Annotated in this window: 11 protein-coding genes, 1 tRNA gene and 1 pseudogene; 6 read left to right on the forward strand and 7 right to left on the reverse strand. The window is 55.5% G+C overall.

From position 1 onward, the window contains the following. The first annotated feature begins 87 nt into the window (after positions 1–87). Positions 88–2175: an ABC transporter ATP-binding protein gene (locus tag MED193_RS04800; protein ID WP_009808522.1), complete on the forward strand. Its 2088-nt coding sequence runs from the start codon at positions 88–90 to the stop codon at positions 2173–2175. Positions 2176–2215: 40 nt separating this feature from the next. On the opposite strand, the gene MED193_RS04805 is transcribed toward MED193_RS04800, so the two are convergent. The 3 genes from MED193_RS04805 to MED193_RS04815 form a co-directional block, all read right to left on the reverse strand. Beyond that, the gene (locus MED193_RS04805) at positions 2216–3376 is read right to left on the reverse strand and encodes a cytochrome-c peroxidase (protein ID WP_157041269.1); all 1161 of its coding nucleotides are present in this window, start codon (positions 3374–3376) and stop codon (positions 2216–2218) included. Positions 3377–3527: 151 nt separating this feature from the next. Continuing rightward, positions 3528–3905: a hypothetical protein gene (locus tag MED193_RS04810; protein WP_009808524.1), complete on the reverse strand. Its 378-nt coding sequence runs from the start codon at positions 3903–3905 to the stop codon at positions 3528–3530. A gap of 190 nt (positions 3906–4095) precedes the next feature. Next, a complete protein-coding gene (locus MED193_RS04815; RefSeq protein ID WP_254655488.1) occupies positions 4096–4611 on the reverse strand; it encodes a lytic transglycosylase domain-containing protein in 516 nt (171 codons plus the stop codon). 404 nt (positions 4612–5015) lie between these two features. On the opposite strand from MED193_RS04815, the gene ssb reads away from it, so the two are divergent. Further along, a complete protein-coding gene (gene ssb, locus MED193_RS04820) occupies positions 5016–5531 on the forward strand; it encodes a single-stranded DNA-binding protein (protein WP_009808526.1) in 516 nt (171 codons plus the stop codon). A gap of 197 nt (positions 5532–5728) precedes the next feature. Here ssb and MED193_RS04825 read toward each other — a convergent pair whose 3' ends face one another. After that, positions 5729–6310, reverse strand: a complete 582-nt coding sequence (locus MED193_RS04825) for a hypothetical protein (RefSeq protein ID WP_009808527.1) — start codon at positions 6308–6310, stop codon at positions 5729–5731. A gap of 840 nt (positions 6311–7150) precedes the next feature. Between MED193_RS04825 and MED193_RS04830 the strand changes: the two genes are divergently transcribed. After that, positions 7151–7235, forward strand: a tRNA-Leu gene (locus tag MED193_RS04830). Between the two features lie 294 nt (positions 7236–7529). On the opposite strand, the gene MED193_RS04835 is transcribed toward MED193_RS04830, so the two are convergent. The 3 genes and pseudogenes from MED193_RS04835 to MED193_RS04850 all read right to left on the reverse strand — a co-directional run bounded on the left by MED193_RS04835 (position 7530) and on the right by MED193_RS04850 (position 12475). Next, entirely contained in the window at positions 7530–9833 is a 2304-nt protein-coding gene (locus tag MED193_RS04835; RefSeq protein WP_050757626.1) for a methyl-accepting chemotaxis protein, read from the reverse strand. 120 nt (positions 9834–9953) lie between these two features. Continuing rightward, entirely contained in the window at positions 9954–10082 is a 129-nt protein-coding gene (locus tag MED193_RS23320) for a hypothetical protein (RefSeq protein ID WP_302621665.1), read from the reverse strand. 730 nt (positions 10083–10812) lie between these two features. Beyond that, positions 10813–12475, reverse strand: a pseudogene (locus MED193_RS04850) (NAD(P)H-hydrate dehydratase). 200 nt (positions 12476–12675) lie between these two features. Between MED193_RS04850 and MED193_RS04855 the strand changes: the two are divergent. The 3 genes from MED193_RS04855 to MED193_RS04865 all read left to right on the forward strand — a co-directional run bounded on the left by MED193_RS04855 (position 12676) and on the right by MED193_RS04865 (position 16107). Beyond that, the gene (locus MED193_RS04855) at positions 12676–13014 is read left to right on the forward strand and encodes a P-II family nitrogen regulator (protein WP_009808533.1); all 339 of its coding nucleotides are present in this window, start codon (positions 12676–12678) and stop codon (positions 13012–13014) included. A gap of 39 nt (positions 13015–13053) precedes the next feature. Then, complete coding sequence (gene glnA / locus MED193_RS04860) at positions 13054–14460, forward strand: type I glutamate--ammonia ligase (RefSeq protein ID WP_009808534.1); 1407 nt, start codon at positions 13054–13056, stop codon at positions 14458–14460. A gap of 261 nt (positions 14461–14721) precedes the next feature. After that, positions 14722–16107 carry an amidase gene (locus tag MED193_RS04865; protein ID WP_009808535.1) on the forward strand — a complete coding sequence of 462 codons (1386 nt, stop codon included), beginning with the start codon at positions 14722–14724 and terminating at the stop codon, positions 16105–16107. Positions 16108–16332: the final 225 nt, after the last annotated feature.

The raw sequence follows: 16332 nt of genomic DNA on the forward strand, positions 1-16332 counted from the left end.
GGCGCCGGGGGCCAGCCCCCGGACCCCGGGATATTTGAGGCCAAACGAAAGGGAGACCTTTCTGGCTCTCAACAGGGAGATAAAATGATGAACAAGCTGTCACAACATGATGGGCCAGTTCTGGAGATTGATAAGCTGTCGATCTCCTTCTTTACGCGGTTGCGGGAAATACCGGCGGTCATGGATTTTTCAGTCTCGGTTCAGCCCGGTGAGGCCGTGGGGCTGGTTGGGGAATCGGGCTGCGGGAAGTCCACCGTGGCGCTGGGGGTGATGCAAGATCTTGGCAAGAACGGTCGCATCGTTGGCGGATCGATCAAGTTCAAGGGTCGCGATTTGGCGCAGATGAGCCCTGAGGAGCTTAGGGATGTTCGTGGCAATGAGATTGCCATGATCTATCAAGAGCCAATGGCCAGCCTCAACCCCGCAATGAAAATCGGGCGCCAGTTGATGGAAGTGCCGATGATCCACGAGGGCGTCAGCGAGAAGGTGGCCTATGCGCGGGCTCTGGAAGTTGTTACGGATGTACGCTTGCCCGACCCTGAGCGGATGCTGAACAGCTATCCGCACCAGCTGTCTGGCGGGCAACAACAGCGTATTGTCATTGCCATGGCCTTGATGTCCAAGCCATCGCTGTTGATCCTGGACGAGCCGACAACGGCGCTGGATGTGACGGTCGAGGCCGCCGTGGTTGAGCTGGTCAGGGACCTGGGCAAGAAATACGGCACCTCAATGCTGTTTATCAGCCATAATCTTGGTCTGATCCTGGAGACCTGTGACCGGCTTTGCGTAATGTATTCTGGCGAGGCGGTTGAACGAGGCTCGATTGCGGATGTGTTTGATGAAATGCAGCACCCCTATACCCAGGCGCTGTTTCGCTCTATCCCGCTGCCGGGCGCCGATAAAAACGCCCACCCATTGGTAGCTATTCCCGGAAATTTCCCGCTGCCACACGAACGCCCCACGGGCTGTAATTTTGGCCCGCGCTGCGACTATTTTCAATCAGGGCGCTGTGATCAGGGCCAAATTGACATGGAGGATGTGGCTGGGAATGACCGCCATGCCACCCGCTGCTTACGTTACAAGGAGATAGACTGGGCTGCGCCGATTGTCGTTGGCGAACAGAAAGAAAAAACCAAACCTGGTGAGGTGGTTCTTAAGATCGACAATCTGAAGAAGTATTACGAGGTGGCTGCCAATGCGCTGTTTGGCGGTGGAACCAAGAAGGTGGTCAAGGCCAATGAGACCTTGAGTTTTGAAGCGCGAGAGTCCGAGACCCTGGCGATTGTCGGCGAGTCAGGCTGCGGCAAATCCACCTTTGCCAAGGTTCTGATGGGACTAGAGACCGCCACCGAGGGCGAAATTCTACTGGATGGCCAGAATATTGAACAGACGGCCATCGAGGCCCGAGACACCCGGACGGTTTCGGATGTGCAGATGGTATTCCAGAACCCCTTTGATACGCTGAACCCGTCAATGACGGTGGGGCGCCAGATCATTCGGGCCCTGGAGATTTTTGACATAGGGGACTCTGATCAGGACCGCAAACAGCGCATGCTTGAACTGCTGGACTTGGTAAAACTCCCAAGGGCTTTTGCCGATCGCATGCCGCGGCAGCTGTCGGGTGGACAAAAGCAACGGGTGGGCATCGCGCGGGCCTTTTCTGGCGGCGCGCGGATCGTGGTGGCGGATGAGCCCGTCTCTGCTCTAGATGTCTCGGTCCAGGCGGCTGTGACAGATCTGCTGATGGAGATCCAGCGCAGCGAGAAAACCACCCTGCTATTTATCAGCCATGATCTGTCCATCGTGCGCTACCTCAGCGATCGGGTGATGGTGATGTATCTGGGGCATGTTGTTGAACTGGGCGATACCGATCAGGTCTTCTCGCCCCCCTATCACCCCTATACCGAAGCCCTGCTCAGCGCGGTGCCCATCGCCGATACCTCGATTGAGAAGGAGCATATCGTTTTGGAGGGCGATATCCCCTCAGCAATGGATCCGCCTTCTGGCTGTCCTTTCCAGACGCGCTGCCGCTGGAAGAGTGAAGTACCAGGCGGGCTGTGTGATCGGGAGGTGCCGCCGACACGCAGTCTGGAACCTGGGCATCAGATCAAGTGCCATCTCAGCGATGAAACCCTGCAACGTATGCAACCGGTAATCAAGGTCGCGGCGGAATAGGTCTGCAAAGCGCCTCCCTACGCGCAGGACACCTATGGTTTCACTCCTCTTCCAAGAGAGGTTCGTAGCGTGCGTCCGTTAGGGTCTTGAGGAAAGCCACCAAGGCGTCCACGCGCCGTGCATCTAACGCGGGTCCATGGGTAAGTTCCGGAACTGAGAGAGTTTCAGGCACTGGAGCTGCCCCCCAGGGCTTGCCAGTTTCAGGGTTGATCTGCGCAGCCTCGGTCTTGCTGTTGTAGCGATTGTAAAACAGCACCACGGTGCGCAGGTCCTGAAACACACCGTTGTGCATATAGGGACCAGTGACAGCGACATTGCGTAGAGTTGGGGTGCGGAACTTGCCGCGCTGGGCAGGATCGCTCACCTGTGGATTGGCCAGCAGCCCCTCATCAATAAAATCCGCTGGCATTCCAGCCTCAAGGCTGATCGCCGGATTTCTGGGCACCCCTATATTGTGGTAGCTGTAATCGCTAAAGGTCTCTTGTGTCCCCATGGGGCTACTGCGGAGTTGGTGGCACAGGTTGCAATTGGTAAATTGTTCGGAAAAGAACAGGGTCCGCCCCAGCTCCTCTTCTTTGGAAAGGTCTTCTTTGCCAGCAAGGTAGCGATCATACTTGCTGCTAAAAGGCGCGAGTTCCTCGCTGCGTTCAAAGGCGGCAATAGCCTGGGTCATCGCCTCAAAGCCGCGCTCATCATCCTGCAGAACATCTGGTGCAAAGAGAGATGCGAAACGCTCGACATAGGCCGGATTGTCACGCAGGCGTTGAACCAAGGCCGCCTTATCTGGCATTCCCATTTCAACGGGATTGAGCGGTGGGCCACCGGCTTGCTCTTCCAGACTGTTTGCACGCCCGTCCCAAAACAAGCCCCCGATCCACATAGCTCCTGAATTCTGGTGAAAAGGCGGGATAAAGGCTGCATAAGAGGCAGTTGGTGCATTCCGGTTACCCAGTGAATCGCCATCATCTCCGAGGGAAAAGGCCCCCTCTGCAGACCGACGAGGGTCACTGAAACCCTGCGCAGGGCTATGGCAGCTGGCACAGGATTGTGTACGGTTCATCGACAGGTTTTCGTCGTGAAACAGGGCTTCACCCAGTTTCTCCAACCCCAAAGGCTCAGCCTGAACCGGGCAGGCTGCAGTGAGAACGGCCCAAGCACAGAGGCTAGAGAGGGTCAATTGGGACGGGCTGGGAAACTGCATCATGGGCTCCGGGAAAACGGCTGTGCCTGTAAGTCCCGGAAACCCATAATGCGAACCTTGATTTAGCGCAATTCCCGATGAAAAAAATCAGGAATACCCCCCCCACTCCCACAGCGGATGCGATGTCAGCGCCAAACCAAGAGATTTGTGGTCAACTCAGCAGCAAGACCACGATCATCAGAAGATTCATCGAGGCAAATTGCATCAGCCAGGGATGCCTACGGCTGCGCAGCGCAGCATAGATCGCCAGGATCACTGATACAGACAGGCCAAACAGAGACAGGCTGCCCCCGACAATGCCCACCATGCCGGTATCTGGCCCCCAAGGAGACCCAACGAGTGTCATCCCCTTGATTCCAAAGCCGATGCAAATTCCCGAAATAGCTCCCATCAGTGTCGCCCCGACGCTGCGGGCCTTTGCCAGGCCACGCCGTCCCCCCAGGACGCTATCAATCACTTCTTGTGATGGCACCGCTCCGGGTACCCATTGAATGCGTTCGAGCCGGTCGTCAAAGCTTCTGCTGGTCACTTGAATTCCTCCTGAAATCGCAGGCACCTTCATAAAATATTAAGGCTGATTAATGGCAAACTCAGGAAGTTAACAAGGCATTAAGGGAGATTACCAAACATTTAACGCCCCAGCCGGCCGTGACCTTTTGGTTCCCGATCCGGCGCAAAAAGGGCCTGGAGTACATCATCAGGAGAGAAACACTCGCAGATCAGCTGCCCCAGATTTTGGCAACGTAGTTTTGTGTCTCTTCATAGGGAGGCACGCCACCATATTTGCGCACCGCCTGTGGCCCAGCATTATAGGCGGCCAATGCCAGACGCCAGGATCCAAACTTTCTAAACTGCTTGGATAGATAGCGCGCGCCACCTTCGAGGTTTTGCTTTGGAACAGTGGGATCAACCCCAAGCCGACGGGCTGTGGCAGGCATCAACTGTGCCAATCCCAATGCGCCTTTGTGCGACTCTGCATTTGGGTCCCAGTTGCTTTCTTGCTGGACCAGTCGCAGGAACAAATCCTCTGGGACCCCATGTTTTCGCGCGGCCTCACGGGCCATGACCAGGTATTCGCCCCGATATTTTCCTGTGTATCGCGGACTGATCGAAGAGGCACTGGGCACCGCATCCGGGCGCAGACGCGCGGAGTCTTCATATTGCTGCGCTGCGCGTGTATCCAATACCCGCGTATGCGAAGAAAACAGGTCACGCCTGCTTTTGGTGCTGAACATATCGGCCTGTGCCACGGTCGCCCAGGTGCAACCAAGACCAACGCAGCCGCTAAAAAAACCTATTGTCAGTAACCGCATCGCGCCCCTCACCTCGTCGCCCTTGCTGAGTTCAGAGCGGACTATAGCTGGATTTACATCAAATGAAAGCAAACAGCTTCACACGAGGCCTGACGCCACACGGCCAAGTGGCAATTTAACGCTGATACCGCAGTGCCGCCCGCAGCCGCAAAGCCCCGCCCCCAATAGGCAAGACCACAGCGACCCCATCACATTCTGACCAGAGGAGAGCTTTCCACGCCGTGCCCAGGTCTATACTGTGGCCGCAACCTCGCGGCTGGGATTCGGCTCACCTCCGGTCTGAACCGCGCAACACAACCAAAGATAAGAAATAAGGACGGACCCCAATGGCCGGCTCAGTCAACAAAGTCATTCTCATCGGCAACCTGGGGCGCGACCCTGAAGTACGGTCGTTTCAAAACGGTGGCAAAGTCTGCAATCTGCGCATAGCAACCTCGGAGAACTGGAAAGACCGCAACACGGGCGAGCGCCGTGAGCGTACCGAATGGCATTCAGTTGCAATCTTCAACGAAGGTCTTGTGCGTGTCGCAGAACAGTATCTGCGCAAAGGCTCCAAAGTATATATCGAAGGCCAGCTACAGACCCGCAAATGGCAGGATCAAAGCGGCAATGATCGCTATTCCACCGAGGTGGTCCTGCAAGGGTTCGGCTCCACTTTGACCATGCTCGACGGACGCGGCGAAGGCGGCGGTTCCGGTGGTGGCTTTGGCGGTGGGCAAGACAGCGGCTATGGCGGCGGTGGCGGCGGTGGCTACGATAGTGGCTCGCAACAGGGTGGCGGCTTTGGCGGCGGCAACAGCGGCCCCTCGCACAATATCGATGACGATGAGATCCCGTTCTGAGGGCATCAAACTTCAGAACTATTGATTTTCAACACTCGAAAGGGTTGGCGATTTGCCAGCCCTTTTTCATTGCGTAATCGGTGTTAGAAAGATGACCTCTGCCGGACAGTGACGCCGGTCGTCTTGACAACCGTTTCACCCAAAGAGCCCCAATATGCGCAGCCTCCTCGAACATAGGCGGCGCAAAGGACAGGACATCACCCTGTTGGCAATAACTCCGGGCAGACTATTTCTATATCCAGGTCAAACAGCAAAGAGAGTTCTCGCAAAAATCCAGCTGATTGAGAAATGATTATTTTTGAGGACAAAGCAGCAAAGACGGTTTCATAAAAAGATGCATTATTCTCTCCAATGATACATTTTCTTGCGCCACACATTAAAGGGCGCAGGTCCTCTTCCAGCTCTTTTTCAAGCGCATCAGCCGAAACAGACCTATCAACAAGAAAATCAGGTTTTTTGGAGACTAGAACACGAGACATCTTCGCGAACCCGTCGGATACGAGAATATGGCTCTCGACGCCTTCCCGCTTTTTCACCATGTACAATGCATCCAGGTAGGAACGCGTGGTCGCAAACCTACGCCGGTTGCCCAAAGGTAGCGCCTTTTTCAAACCATCTTCGTCAAAGACACCATTGCAGTGTATGATTTTCCCGGCAACTGTCAGTGGGTCAAAAACTCCTGGAAAATCATCAGCTAAGACCTGTGCAACATCTCCTCTCCTGACATGTAAAACAATATGATTTTGGGCAATTTTGCGTTTGGAAACCTCAGAATACATTTTGCTCTGAGAAGCGAGCCCCCGCAGCCTGGGTGTATCTGGTCCTCTCTCTCCGCCAGAACCTCCTCTAGTTTTGGGTTATTGTAACACCGCGCATCAAATCGATAGGCCGGCTCTACTGTTGTGGAAATTTGAGCAAGACTGTCTGCGCGCTCCCGGCTTATTTCGGGCTTTGGGTCGAAAAGGCTTGTATATCCGATATCATCAAAAAATGTGTACCCATTCAGACTGTTTCGTCTCTGTGGTCGCGACAAAAACACTCGCGGACTAAACGAAAACACGTCAGAGAGATGGAAAAATATATTGATCTGCTGCAACATATCTCCGAAGCCAGCATTTCGAATATAGAGTGTCGAGCGATGCATCTTCAGCCCCTTGGTCTAAACCGCCAATTTTTGACGTCAAAGTGCCATTGGAAAAGGCAGAAGGCAACGTCCGGGCCGCCCCGCACAGGTAAGCGGCCCCTGCCCCCAAGGCACGCCCAACATAAGACCCCTCCGGTCGACAGCCTTCCCCGGCGGCTTACACTCTCGCCCCCCCCCCGGCCCTCCGCTGAGTTACCTGTTCAGCCCGCTTATAGACCGAATCTTCTGTTCTCATTCAGTGCCTTCGCTTATTTGGGCGCCCTTCCCCTACGCGTGCTTTTGCAAATCTTGTTACCCCCTCCACAAAGAGGCCCTGGACCGGTCCGCTCATCTAGGCTCTTGCCCCAAATAAAGCGCCACCTGTTCGCAATTCGGTGCAATGTTACATTGTTTTGATTTTGACGAAATTAGCGCTCGCATCCTGATCAAACCTTTGCTATCCACCGCCGCACGCAACAAGTGATTTGCGAAACGTGCGGGTGTGGCGGAATTGGTAGACGCACCAGATTTAGGTTCTGGCGCCGCGAGGCGTGGGGGTTCGAGTCCCTTCACCCGCACCAAATATTCCTTGAAAACATTGAACAAATCTCACCCTGCGGGGTTTTGGCCCCCACTATGGTTCTCGCTTGAATTTGTATAGAGACCATCGATTTGGTCGACTGAATAGACTGGACGAGAGCCGGGGTAAGGGTGATGCTTCGCAATTCGACCTGCACGGACCATCTTGTAAAAGGTGTCGCGACCAAAGGGCCAGCGGGGCGAGCGGATAGGGGTCTCAGCCCGAAGATGCTGTGACGCTGCGTGAGGAACGGTCATTGGGGAACGTAGCAACACGATGTACGGCTGCATGGTAGCTAGGCTGACTGCTTCTGATCCCAATTCGCGATATCCTCACAGTCTGGCTGGGTTTCCCAACCTTCGTCCTGGCCTTCTGCACTACCTACTGACAGAATGTCCTGCCCAAGTTCAAAGCGCCCGACAATTCCGGATAGGCTTGTCGCTTCCTGCTGCAACAGCTGGCTGGAGGCAGAAGTCTCTTCCGCCATGGCGGCATTTTGCTGGGTGACCCCATCCAGGACTTCCATCGAGCCATTGATTTCCCCCAAACCCTTGGATTGCTTGCGCACCCCTTCTGCGATTTCGCTCACAAGACCAGAGACTTCGCCCACACTCCCGATGATGCCGGATAAGGCATTTCCGGCCTGACCCACCATATCGACACCGTTTGCGATATGAGCCTCGCTGGCTGAGGTCAGCTCCTGGATTTGACCGGCGGCTGTTGAGGTCCGTAGTGCCAGTGCACGCACTTCAGAGGCTACTACAGCAAACCCCGCCCCAGAGTGACCCGCCCGCGCGGCCTCCACCCCGGCATTCAGCGCCAACAGGTTGGTTTGAAAGGCGATATCGTCGATCATGTTGATAATCTTCGAAATCTCATTCGAGGTCTCCTGGATTTGATCCATAGCATTCACCGCTGCCGTCACAACCTTAGTACTGCCCTCGGCCTGGGTACGGGTTCGGCCCATAGCCTTGTCCATCTGTGCAGCCTGCTCTGCTGTGGTTCCAATATTGGTGGTCAAACCCCGCAACGCCGAGGCGGTCTGTTCCAAGGTAGCAGCCTGGCTTTCGGTGCGATGCGCCATTTCATTGGCCGCAGCACTTTGCTCCTGCGAGAACTTGCCGACATGTTCAGAGGCGCTGACGACTTCGCCCATGGAATCACGCAGGTTTACAAGGCTCTTGTTGAAGTTTTCGCGCAGTGTTTCATAGCTGTCCGCAAAGGGGGCCTGAATATCACAGGCGAGGTTGCCAGCCTGAAGCTGCGACAAAGCTCGGCTGGTCTGCTCAACCACTGCCGCAGTTTGCTGGGCTGCTTGCACCTCGCGAACTGCGGCCTCATCGGCCTGCTTTAGCTTATCACGGAAACTGTCCAAGCTGCGGGCCAAATCACCTAGTTCATCACTGCGAGATTTCCCGGTGATATCGATGTCATAATCATCATCGGCCAAGGCATTAGTGGCCTGGCGCAGAGCCAGAATGGGGATCGTCACCCGGCGCGCGGCAAACAGGGAAACCACAATCGCAATCAACACAGAGGTGCCAATCACTGCCATTGCAAGCAGGCGAATTTGGTTCAGCTCTGCGAAGGCCGCGACTTCGTCGGTTTCCATAACCAGCGACCACGAAAATCCGGGCAGATCAAGCGGCAGTACCAGGGCAGTTGCACTGCCCCCTGCCATGGCTGGCACCCCATCAAAGCGTGCCGTTTCTGCGTTACGGGCGGCCTGTATTTGCGGCACATCCGGCAGGGTATCCAATACGCCAAAGCTATCCCCCAGCGCCGAAGGGCTGCGTGCCAATCCATCAGGGCTGACCAGATAGATATTCTGGCTTTCCAGATCTTGCAGGTTTTTTGTCAGGGCCTGTACCACCCCAGCACTGCCCAGACGCACGGCAATCACGCCAACGGTTTTTTGCCGTTTGTTGAGTACCGGGGTCGCCAGAAAAGCAGAGGGCACATCGCCGCCCAGCCCATATAGGGTGAAATCCGAGTGCACCACATGGCCCGGCTCCGCGACCAGAGCCTCAGCGAACAGTTGGCCCAGTCCGGTTTCGGCCAGATCTCCGGTGGCAAAACTATTGGCATAGTCATCCATTTTTTTGACAGAGTAGATCAGCAGCCCTTCCATATCGAAAAGATAGAGATCTTCGTAGCCGTTCAAATCAACCGTGCGCTGGAAGGTCGGGTGATAGCTGGCATGGGACTGGCTGTAATAGGATCCATCACCGGGATCGACAAGCTGTGCGCGTTGATCAACCGGATTGGGGTTTTCGCTTCCATAGACCCGTTTGAGATAGGCAATCGGGTCAGGTTCTTCGATCATGCCGATGACACGGGTGAAATTGCTGACCGCCCGGAAAACTGTTGGCTGGGCCGCCTGGCTCGCCAGGTTGGAATGGGCGGAAGATATCAGGAATTCCAGCGCCTGAGCGCCGGCCTTGGCCTCAATTTCATGTGCCGTATAGATGTTCTTTCGAATGCTCTTTTCGGCCATCGAATAAATCAGAAAGGCAACAGTAACGAGAAAGGTCGCTGTCAGCGCCACCATGATCATTGGGAGCTTTGCTGAGAGGGGGAGCTTTTGAATCTTAAACATCACCGGGTCCTTATCTGAGGCGACCTCTGTACCTTCCATATCATTCGATCCTGGCATGGGCACAAAAGAGAGGGCGCCCTGGGTGATGCCAAAAAGAGCTTGATAAAACCTTTATTTTGATCATTTGCGCGCAAAACGCACTTCAGTGAGCGCTAAGACATCCTGAAAGGCCCAGTCGAGCCGGATGTCAACTTCGAGGGTTTTGGCCCCAGCTTTCGTGCCTGCGGCATGTACACGGATGTATCTCATCGACTCTCCACTCTGCCAGCGATCCCACATCTCCGACTTCTGATTATCAGTGTAAAATGTCCGCGTCCGATACTTCATGCCTAACACTCCATCCTTCCAAAAAGACTAGAGTGTTGCGACGACCCGTTGAAACCACAGCTGAGACCTGCCGTATGGCCGCAAGTGTTAGGTGGTCTACGGACTCCAAAACAGTAGGCGAACCGGCTTACTTTCGCCGCTGCAATGGCACTACTTTTGCTTCGGCGCCCGTTACAAAGTCCGCCCACTTCTGCATCAAGATTCGGCGGCGATCCAACAGATCAGACCGGGCATAGGCTCGCTCAACCTTACCACCGATGATGTGCGCCAAGGCAGTTTCTGCAACATCATAACTTGCAGCATCACTGTCTTGGACCCAGGTTCTAAAGCTTGTGCGCATACCGTGCGGCGTGGCGCCTGAGGACAATGACCTGAGCGCACTTCTTCGTCATGCGCGTCATCAGGCTATATGCATAGGTTCGAGCGGCGGTAAGGGGCTGCGGACCAAGCTGCAGCTGCGGACAGCGGGTCAAAGCGGGAACCGTGATCGCCTCCTATCAGGATCTAGGCAAGGGCGCGCAACAAGAGTGCAAAGCAAGCGATGGCACCCCTGCCCTGCGCCTTAAGCGCCGGTTCCCAAACAAAGCAGCGGCCCAAAAAGCTGCGGATTCCGAGCTGAGCCGCTTGCGCAGCGCTGGGCGCTCTCTGTCTATCAGCATGAAAGGAACCGACGCAACACAGAGGGGAGTTGCTCCGGCAGGTCTTCTGCGATCAGGCCGGGACCATACTCCCGGGCACATTCCACATGCAGCCAAGCTCCCATCTCTGCCGCTTGCATGGGGGAAAACCTACGCGCCAAGAGCCCCGTGATTATCCCGGCCAAGACATCCCCCGCCCCGGCGGTCGCCAACCACGGCGCTGTCCGCTCATACTGCGCAGAATTCACCGAACAGCGCCCATCGGGGGCTGCAATCACCGTATCCGCCCCCTTGAACAACACGATACAGCCCGCACGCGCGGCTGCCTCTCGTGTGGCATCCACCTTGGAATAGGCCGGTCCCCTATCCGCCACGGCGGACAGCCGCTCTGCCAAATCCGGAAACAGCTTGGCAAACTCTCCCCCATGCGGGGTAAGCACGCAGTTTTCATGAAGCAGATCAAACAGCACCTGCGGATCTCGCTCAAATCGGGTCAGGGCATCCGCATCCAAAACCGTGGCCCGGCGCGCCTTCAAGGTGGCAACCACGACCGCCTGGGTATCCAATCCACGTCCCAACCCTGGCCCCAGACAAATCGCGTTAAGGCGCTCATCTTCCAGCAGCTCGGAAACCCCATGGGCGCCATCAATCTGGTGCAACATGATTGCGGTCAGCTGCGCAGCGTTTTCATGCATAGCAGAGCGCGGCGAACCCAGGGTCACCAAACCCGCGCCAATACGCAAAGCCCCGCGTGCGGCCAGTCGCGCCGCTCCGGTCTTACCATGTCCGCCAGACAGAACCAGCGCGTGACCGTGAGTGTATTTGTGGCTGCCGGCTTTAAGAACACTAGTGTCAAGTGTTTCGATCAGGCTCACCGTACTGTTCGGACTGCCTTGATGGGGTATGCCGATAGATTTCCGTATGACTTTGCCGGAACCAACTGCGCCGCCAGAAAGCCTGTGTCCCAGTTTCTCACGATGAAAACTCACCGTCAGATTGGACATAACGCCGTAGTCGAAGGGGTTGTCTTGATCACTGCCGAGATATTGACCACTGTCTGAGCAAACCCCGCTGGGTATATCGATGGAGACAACTTTTGGCGCCCCATTGCGCCTGGAGGCTGCCTGCCAATAATTCAACTCCAGCTGCACCTTAGCAAGATCCGTGAACGGCCGCGTCAGCCCTGTTCCAAACACCGCATCAATTGCTATTTTGGTGTCAGGATGGTCCTCCCAGTAGCCATCAATGGCCGCGTCATTGAGCTCGAAAACACCTCCCAGCGCCAACCAGCGGTCATAGTTCACCTTTGCGTCCAGCGGCAATTTCACCGGATCACCATAGAGAAACACCTCTACCTCCCAACCCTTGGCCTGCAGCAGACGGGCCACAACAAATCCGTCGCCGCCGTTGTTACCTGGCCCGCAAAGAACAACAGCGCGCCGAGGCGAAATCTCCTCTTTCACTTTTCCAGAAATATTCCGGGGGGAGATCCGCAGGATCGGGGGCAGCGCCCCCCTCCTTTTCGATAACCTGCCCGGCAAGCTCAGGCCATTCCTCAAAAATGGCTTCCACCACCCCCTGCCCCGCGCGCTCCATCAACTCCAGGCCTGTAACCTCCCCCGAGTCGATGGCAGCCTGTTCAATGGCCCGCATCTGGGCAGCCGTTAACAGGTCCATAACAAGGGTCTCCTTTCCGTTGCTTTTGTGTTCCGAATTTCTATCGATTCATTTTCGCCTATTTTTAATGCACTGTGCCTACTTATTAATCACAGTAGGTCAAATCATCCCCCTTGCCGCGCCTGAGACAGCACAGCGCATTGTCCCCACCATTAAGAAATGATCTGAGAGGCTTCGACAAGGTTGTGAGGAGCCCAGGGATGAAAAAGATCGAAGCCATCATCAAGCCGTTCAAACTGGACGAGGTGAAGGAAGCGCTACAGGACGTCGGCGTCCAAGGCCTCTCCGTCATTGAAGTCAAAGGGTTTGGCCGTCAAAAGGGCCATACAGAGCTTTACCGCGGTGCGGAGTATGTCGTCGACTTTCTGCCCAAGGTGAAAATCGAAGTGGTACTGGAGGCCGATCAGGTCGATGCTGCCATTGAAGCCATCATTGATGCTGCTAAAACCGACAAGATTGGCGACGGTAAGATTTTTGTCTCTCCCGTCGAACAAGCCATCCGTATCCGCACCGGCGAGTCCGGCACAGACGCGCTTTAAACAGAATTACCTGACATTAAAATCAGAAGGACCAAGGGAATGAGCACAGACGCAGTTCTCCAGATGATCAAAGACGAAGAAGCGGCTTATGTCGACATTCGCTTCACAGATGTGCGCGGCAAGCTGCAGCACGTCACCGTGGACGTGGATCTTGTTGACGAAGATTTCCTCGAAGAGGGCTTCATGTTCGACGGCTCGTCGATTGCCGGCTGGAAGTCGATCGAAAACTCCGACATGAAACTGATCCCTGACACCACTTCTGCCTATGTAGATCCGTTCTACGCAGAAAAAACCGTATGCATTCACTGCTCAATCGTTGAGCCCGACACCGGTGAATCCTATGAGCGTGACCCACGCGGCACCGCGGAAAAAGCCGAAGCTTACCTGAAGTCTTCCGGCATCGGTGATGTGGCTTACATGGGCCCAGAAGCAGAATTCTTCCTGTTCGACGACGTGCGCTATTCCAACTCGATCAACAAGGTTTCTTATGAGGTCGACGCAACAGACGCCTCCTGGAACACCGACACCGAGTATGAAATGGGCAACATGGGCCACCGTCCTGGACTCAAAGGTGGTTACTTCCCGGTAAACCCCACCGATGAATCCCAGGACCTGCGCTCCGAAATGCTGTCGACCATGAAGCGTTTGGGCATGAAAGTGGACAAGCACCACCACGAGGTTGCCTCTTGTCAGCACGAATTGGGCCTGATCTTTGACAGCCTAACCAAACAGGCCGACGAGCTGCAGAAATACAAGTACGTGATCCACAACGTGGCCCACGCCTACGGCAAATCCGCCACCTTCATGCCCAAGCCTATCTACGGCGACAACGGCACCGGCATGCACGTGAACATGTCGATCTGGAAAGATGGCAAACCACTCTTTGCTGGCGACAAATATGCCGACCTGTCCGATGAAGCCCTCTACTTCATCGGCGGTGTACTGAAGCACGCCAAGACGTTGAATGCTTTCACCAACCCATCGACCAACAGCTACAAGCGATTGATCCCTGGCTTTGAAGCACCCGTTCTGCGTGCTTACTCTGCTCGTAACCGCTCTGGCTGCGTCCGTATCCCATGGACCGAAAGCCCCAAAGCCAAGCGCGTAGAAGCCCGTTTCCCCGATCCGGCTGCAAACCCCTACCTGTGCTTTGCAGCGCTGCTGATGGCTGGTCTTGACGGTATCAAGAACAAGATCGACCCCGGTGAGGCCATGGACAAGAACCTCTATGACCTGCCCGCCGAAGAGCTGGCCGATATCCCAACCGTTTGTGGCAGCCTGCGCGAAGCTCTGGAATGCCTGGAAGCGGATCATGACTTCCTGCTGCAAGGTGACGTCTTCACCAAAGATCAGATCGAAGGCTATATCGAGCTGAAAATGGAAGAAGTTCAGACCTATGAGCACACGCCACACCCTGTTGAGTATGGCATGTACTACAGCTGCTAATCCTTCGCGATTTAGCTGAATACGAAAGGGCGCCCCATCCGGGCGCCCTTTCTGCATCTGCGGGCTTGTCTGCCAGTGAAAGTTCTAGCAATACTGCCTGCATTCTCTCAGATCGAGGAACAGCAATTGACGTTCTCCCGACGCGACTTTCTCAAATCATCAACAGCCACAGTGGCGACCGCAGTCTCCCCTCTGGCGCTCACATCAGCATCCGCTTCGCCTAGAGTTGTTGACGAGTTTATCGACTATGACGCCCTTGGTATGGCCGATTTGATAAAGACCCGCGAGATCTCAGCGCGTGAGGCGGTGGAAATCACCATACGGCGCATAGAGGCGATGGAACCGATCATCAATGTGATGAACACCCGAAGCTACGAACGGGCCTATGATCGCGCTGAAGCCATTGCGGCTGACACAACTTTTGCAGGCGTTCCAATCCTCATCAAAGACATGATCGATGTGGGTGGTGTTCGCCGCACTGATGGTTCGCGCATGCTGATGACCAACATCCCGGCAGAAAACGTCATGTATATCGATGGGGTCGAGGCTGCGGGGATGAACATCGTCGGAATGACCAATGTACCTGAATTTGCGCAACTTGGGGTCATCACGAACAACACGGCCTTTGGTCTCTCTCGAAACCCCTGGGACCTGTCGCTCTCAACACTCGGGTCCAGTGGCGGCTCAGGTGCGGCCGTTGCCGCCGGCATTGTTCCCATGGCGCATGGAACCGACGGCGGCGGGTCGAACCGCCTGCCCGCATCTGTGCAGGGCATCTTTGGAATGAAGCCCAGCCGAGCCAGGATGCTGCCTGGTGAAGTCGGAGGCCAACATGGACCTGTCAAAACCAATCAAGTCCTCAGTCGGACCGTGCGGGATAGCGCCGCCCTCTTTGCTCATACCGAGGATCCCAATGGCCCCTTCGCGCCAGTGGGCGTAATTTCCGGCCCATCCTCTCGCCGCCTGCGCATCGGCTTTGCTCCGGCGATCAAAGGTGGCATCGCCGTTGAAGCACCAGTGGCGAAGGCCCAGGAAAACACTGCTCAGCTTCTTCGTGACCTCGGACACCAGGTTTCTGAAGCCGAGATTCCAATTTCCCACGACGAGTTCTTCCAGCACTATAACGGTGCATTTCTTGGGCAATTCGGCGTGTTCAATGATCAAGCCATGGCGATTTCTGGCAGCCCAGCCGCAGCCTCTGGCTTGCTTGATCCCTTCACGGCTTCTCTGATTGCTTATGGTGCTGAAACACCTGATGACGTTGCCGCCGCTGGGATGGCCTATCTTGCCAAAGTGCCCGCTGCCTATGCTGAGCTGTTTGCTGGTATTGACGTTCTTCTCAGCCCGGTGATGCCATTCCTATCCGTCAAAGGCGATGCGCTGACCCCACAGACCCTTGTCAACGATTCCGTACTTGATTTCTTGCAACACGGCCTATCGTATACTGCCTCAGCAAATGTATCGGGACACTGCGCAATGTCGGTGCCATTGAACTGGGACCCTGTCAGTGGCTTACCGATCGGATCGATGTTCCAAGCTGCAACAGGCAATGACGGGCTGCTCTACCAACTGGCGTTTGAGCTGGAGGAAGCACGTCCGTGGAAGGACCGTTGGGCACCCTATTCCGTAAAACATATTCCTATCTAAAACTGGGGCGTCTTTCTCATTTATCAAAAGCGCCATCGGGTCCCCGGAGTGACATCTGCTGCCCGCCTGAGCCCTCCACAGGGCGAAAAATCAGAACTTGCATACACATGCGCCTATGCGAAAATGGCAATCCTACAGGGAATGCTGGAATTACAAACGATCAGCCTCGTTTGCATCTGCGGGGGCGCTGCCAACGGTCCCATCCCCCTGGCATTGTTTCAATTC

This window comes from Roseobacter sp. MED193 (assembly GCF_000152965.1).
In the GTDB taxonomy this organism is placed as follows: Bacteria; Pseudomonadota; Alphaproteobacteria; order Rhodobacterales; family Rhodobacteraceae; genus Pseudophaeobacter.

Excerpts from the sequence above, each read along its gene's own strand:
- MED193_RS04800 (WP_009808522.1), top strand. The coding sequence starts at position 88 with ATGAACAAGCTGTCACAACATGATGGGCCAGTTCTGGAGATTGATAAG.
- MED193_RS04805 (WP_157041269.1), bottom strand. The coding sequence starts at position 3,376 with ATGCAGTTTCCCAGCCCGTCCCAATTGACCCTCTCTAGCCTCTGTGCT.
- MED193_RS04815 (WP_254655488.1), bottom strand. The coding sequence starts at position 4,611 with ATGTTCAGCACCAAAAGCAGGCGTGACCTGTTTTCTTCGCATACGCGG.
- ssb (WP_009808526.1), top strand. The coding sequence starts at position 5,016 with ATGGCCGGCTCAGTCAACAAAGTCATTCTCATCGGCAACCTGGGGCGC.
- MED193_RS04825 (WP_009808527.1), bottom strand. The coding sequence starts at position 6,310 with ATGTATTCTGAGGTTTCCAAACGCAAAATTGCCCAAAATCATATTGTT.
- MED193_RS04835 (WP_050757626.1), bottom strand. The coding sequence starts at position 9,833 with ATGTTTAAGATTCAAAAGCTCCCCCTCTCAGCAAAGCTCCCAATGATC.
- MED193_RS23320 (WP_302621665.1), bottom strand. The coding sequence starts at position 10,082 with ATGAGATACATCCGTGTACATGCCGCAGGCACGAAAGCTGGGGCCAAA.
- MED193_RS04855 (WP_009808533.1), top strand. The coding sequence starts at position 12,676 with ATGAAAAAGATCGAAGCCATCATCAAGCCGTTCAAACTGGACGAGGTG.
- glnA (WP_009808534.1), top strand. The coding sequence starts at position 13,054 with ATGAGCACAGACGCAGTTCTCCAGATGATCAAAGACGAAGAAGCGGCT.
- MED193_RS04865 (WP_009808535.1), top strand. The coding sequence starts at position 14,722 with ATGGCCGATTTGATAAAGACCCGCGAGATCTCAGCGCGTGAGGCGGTG.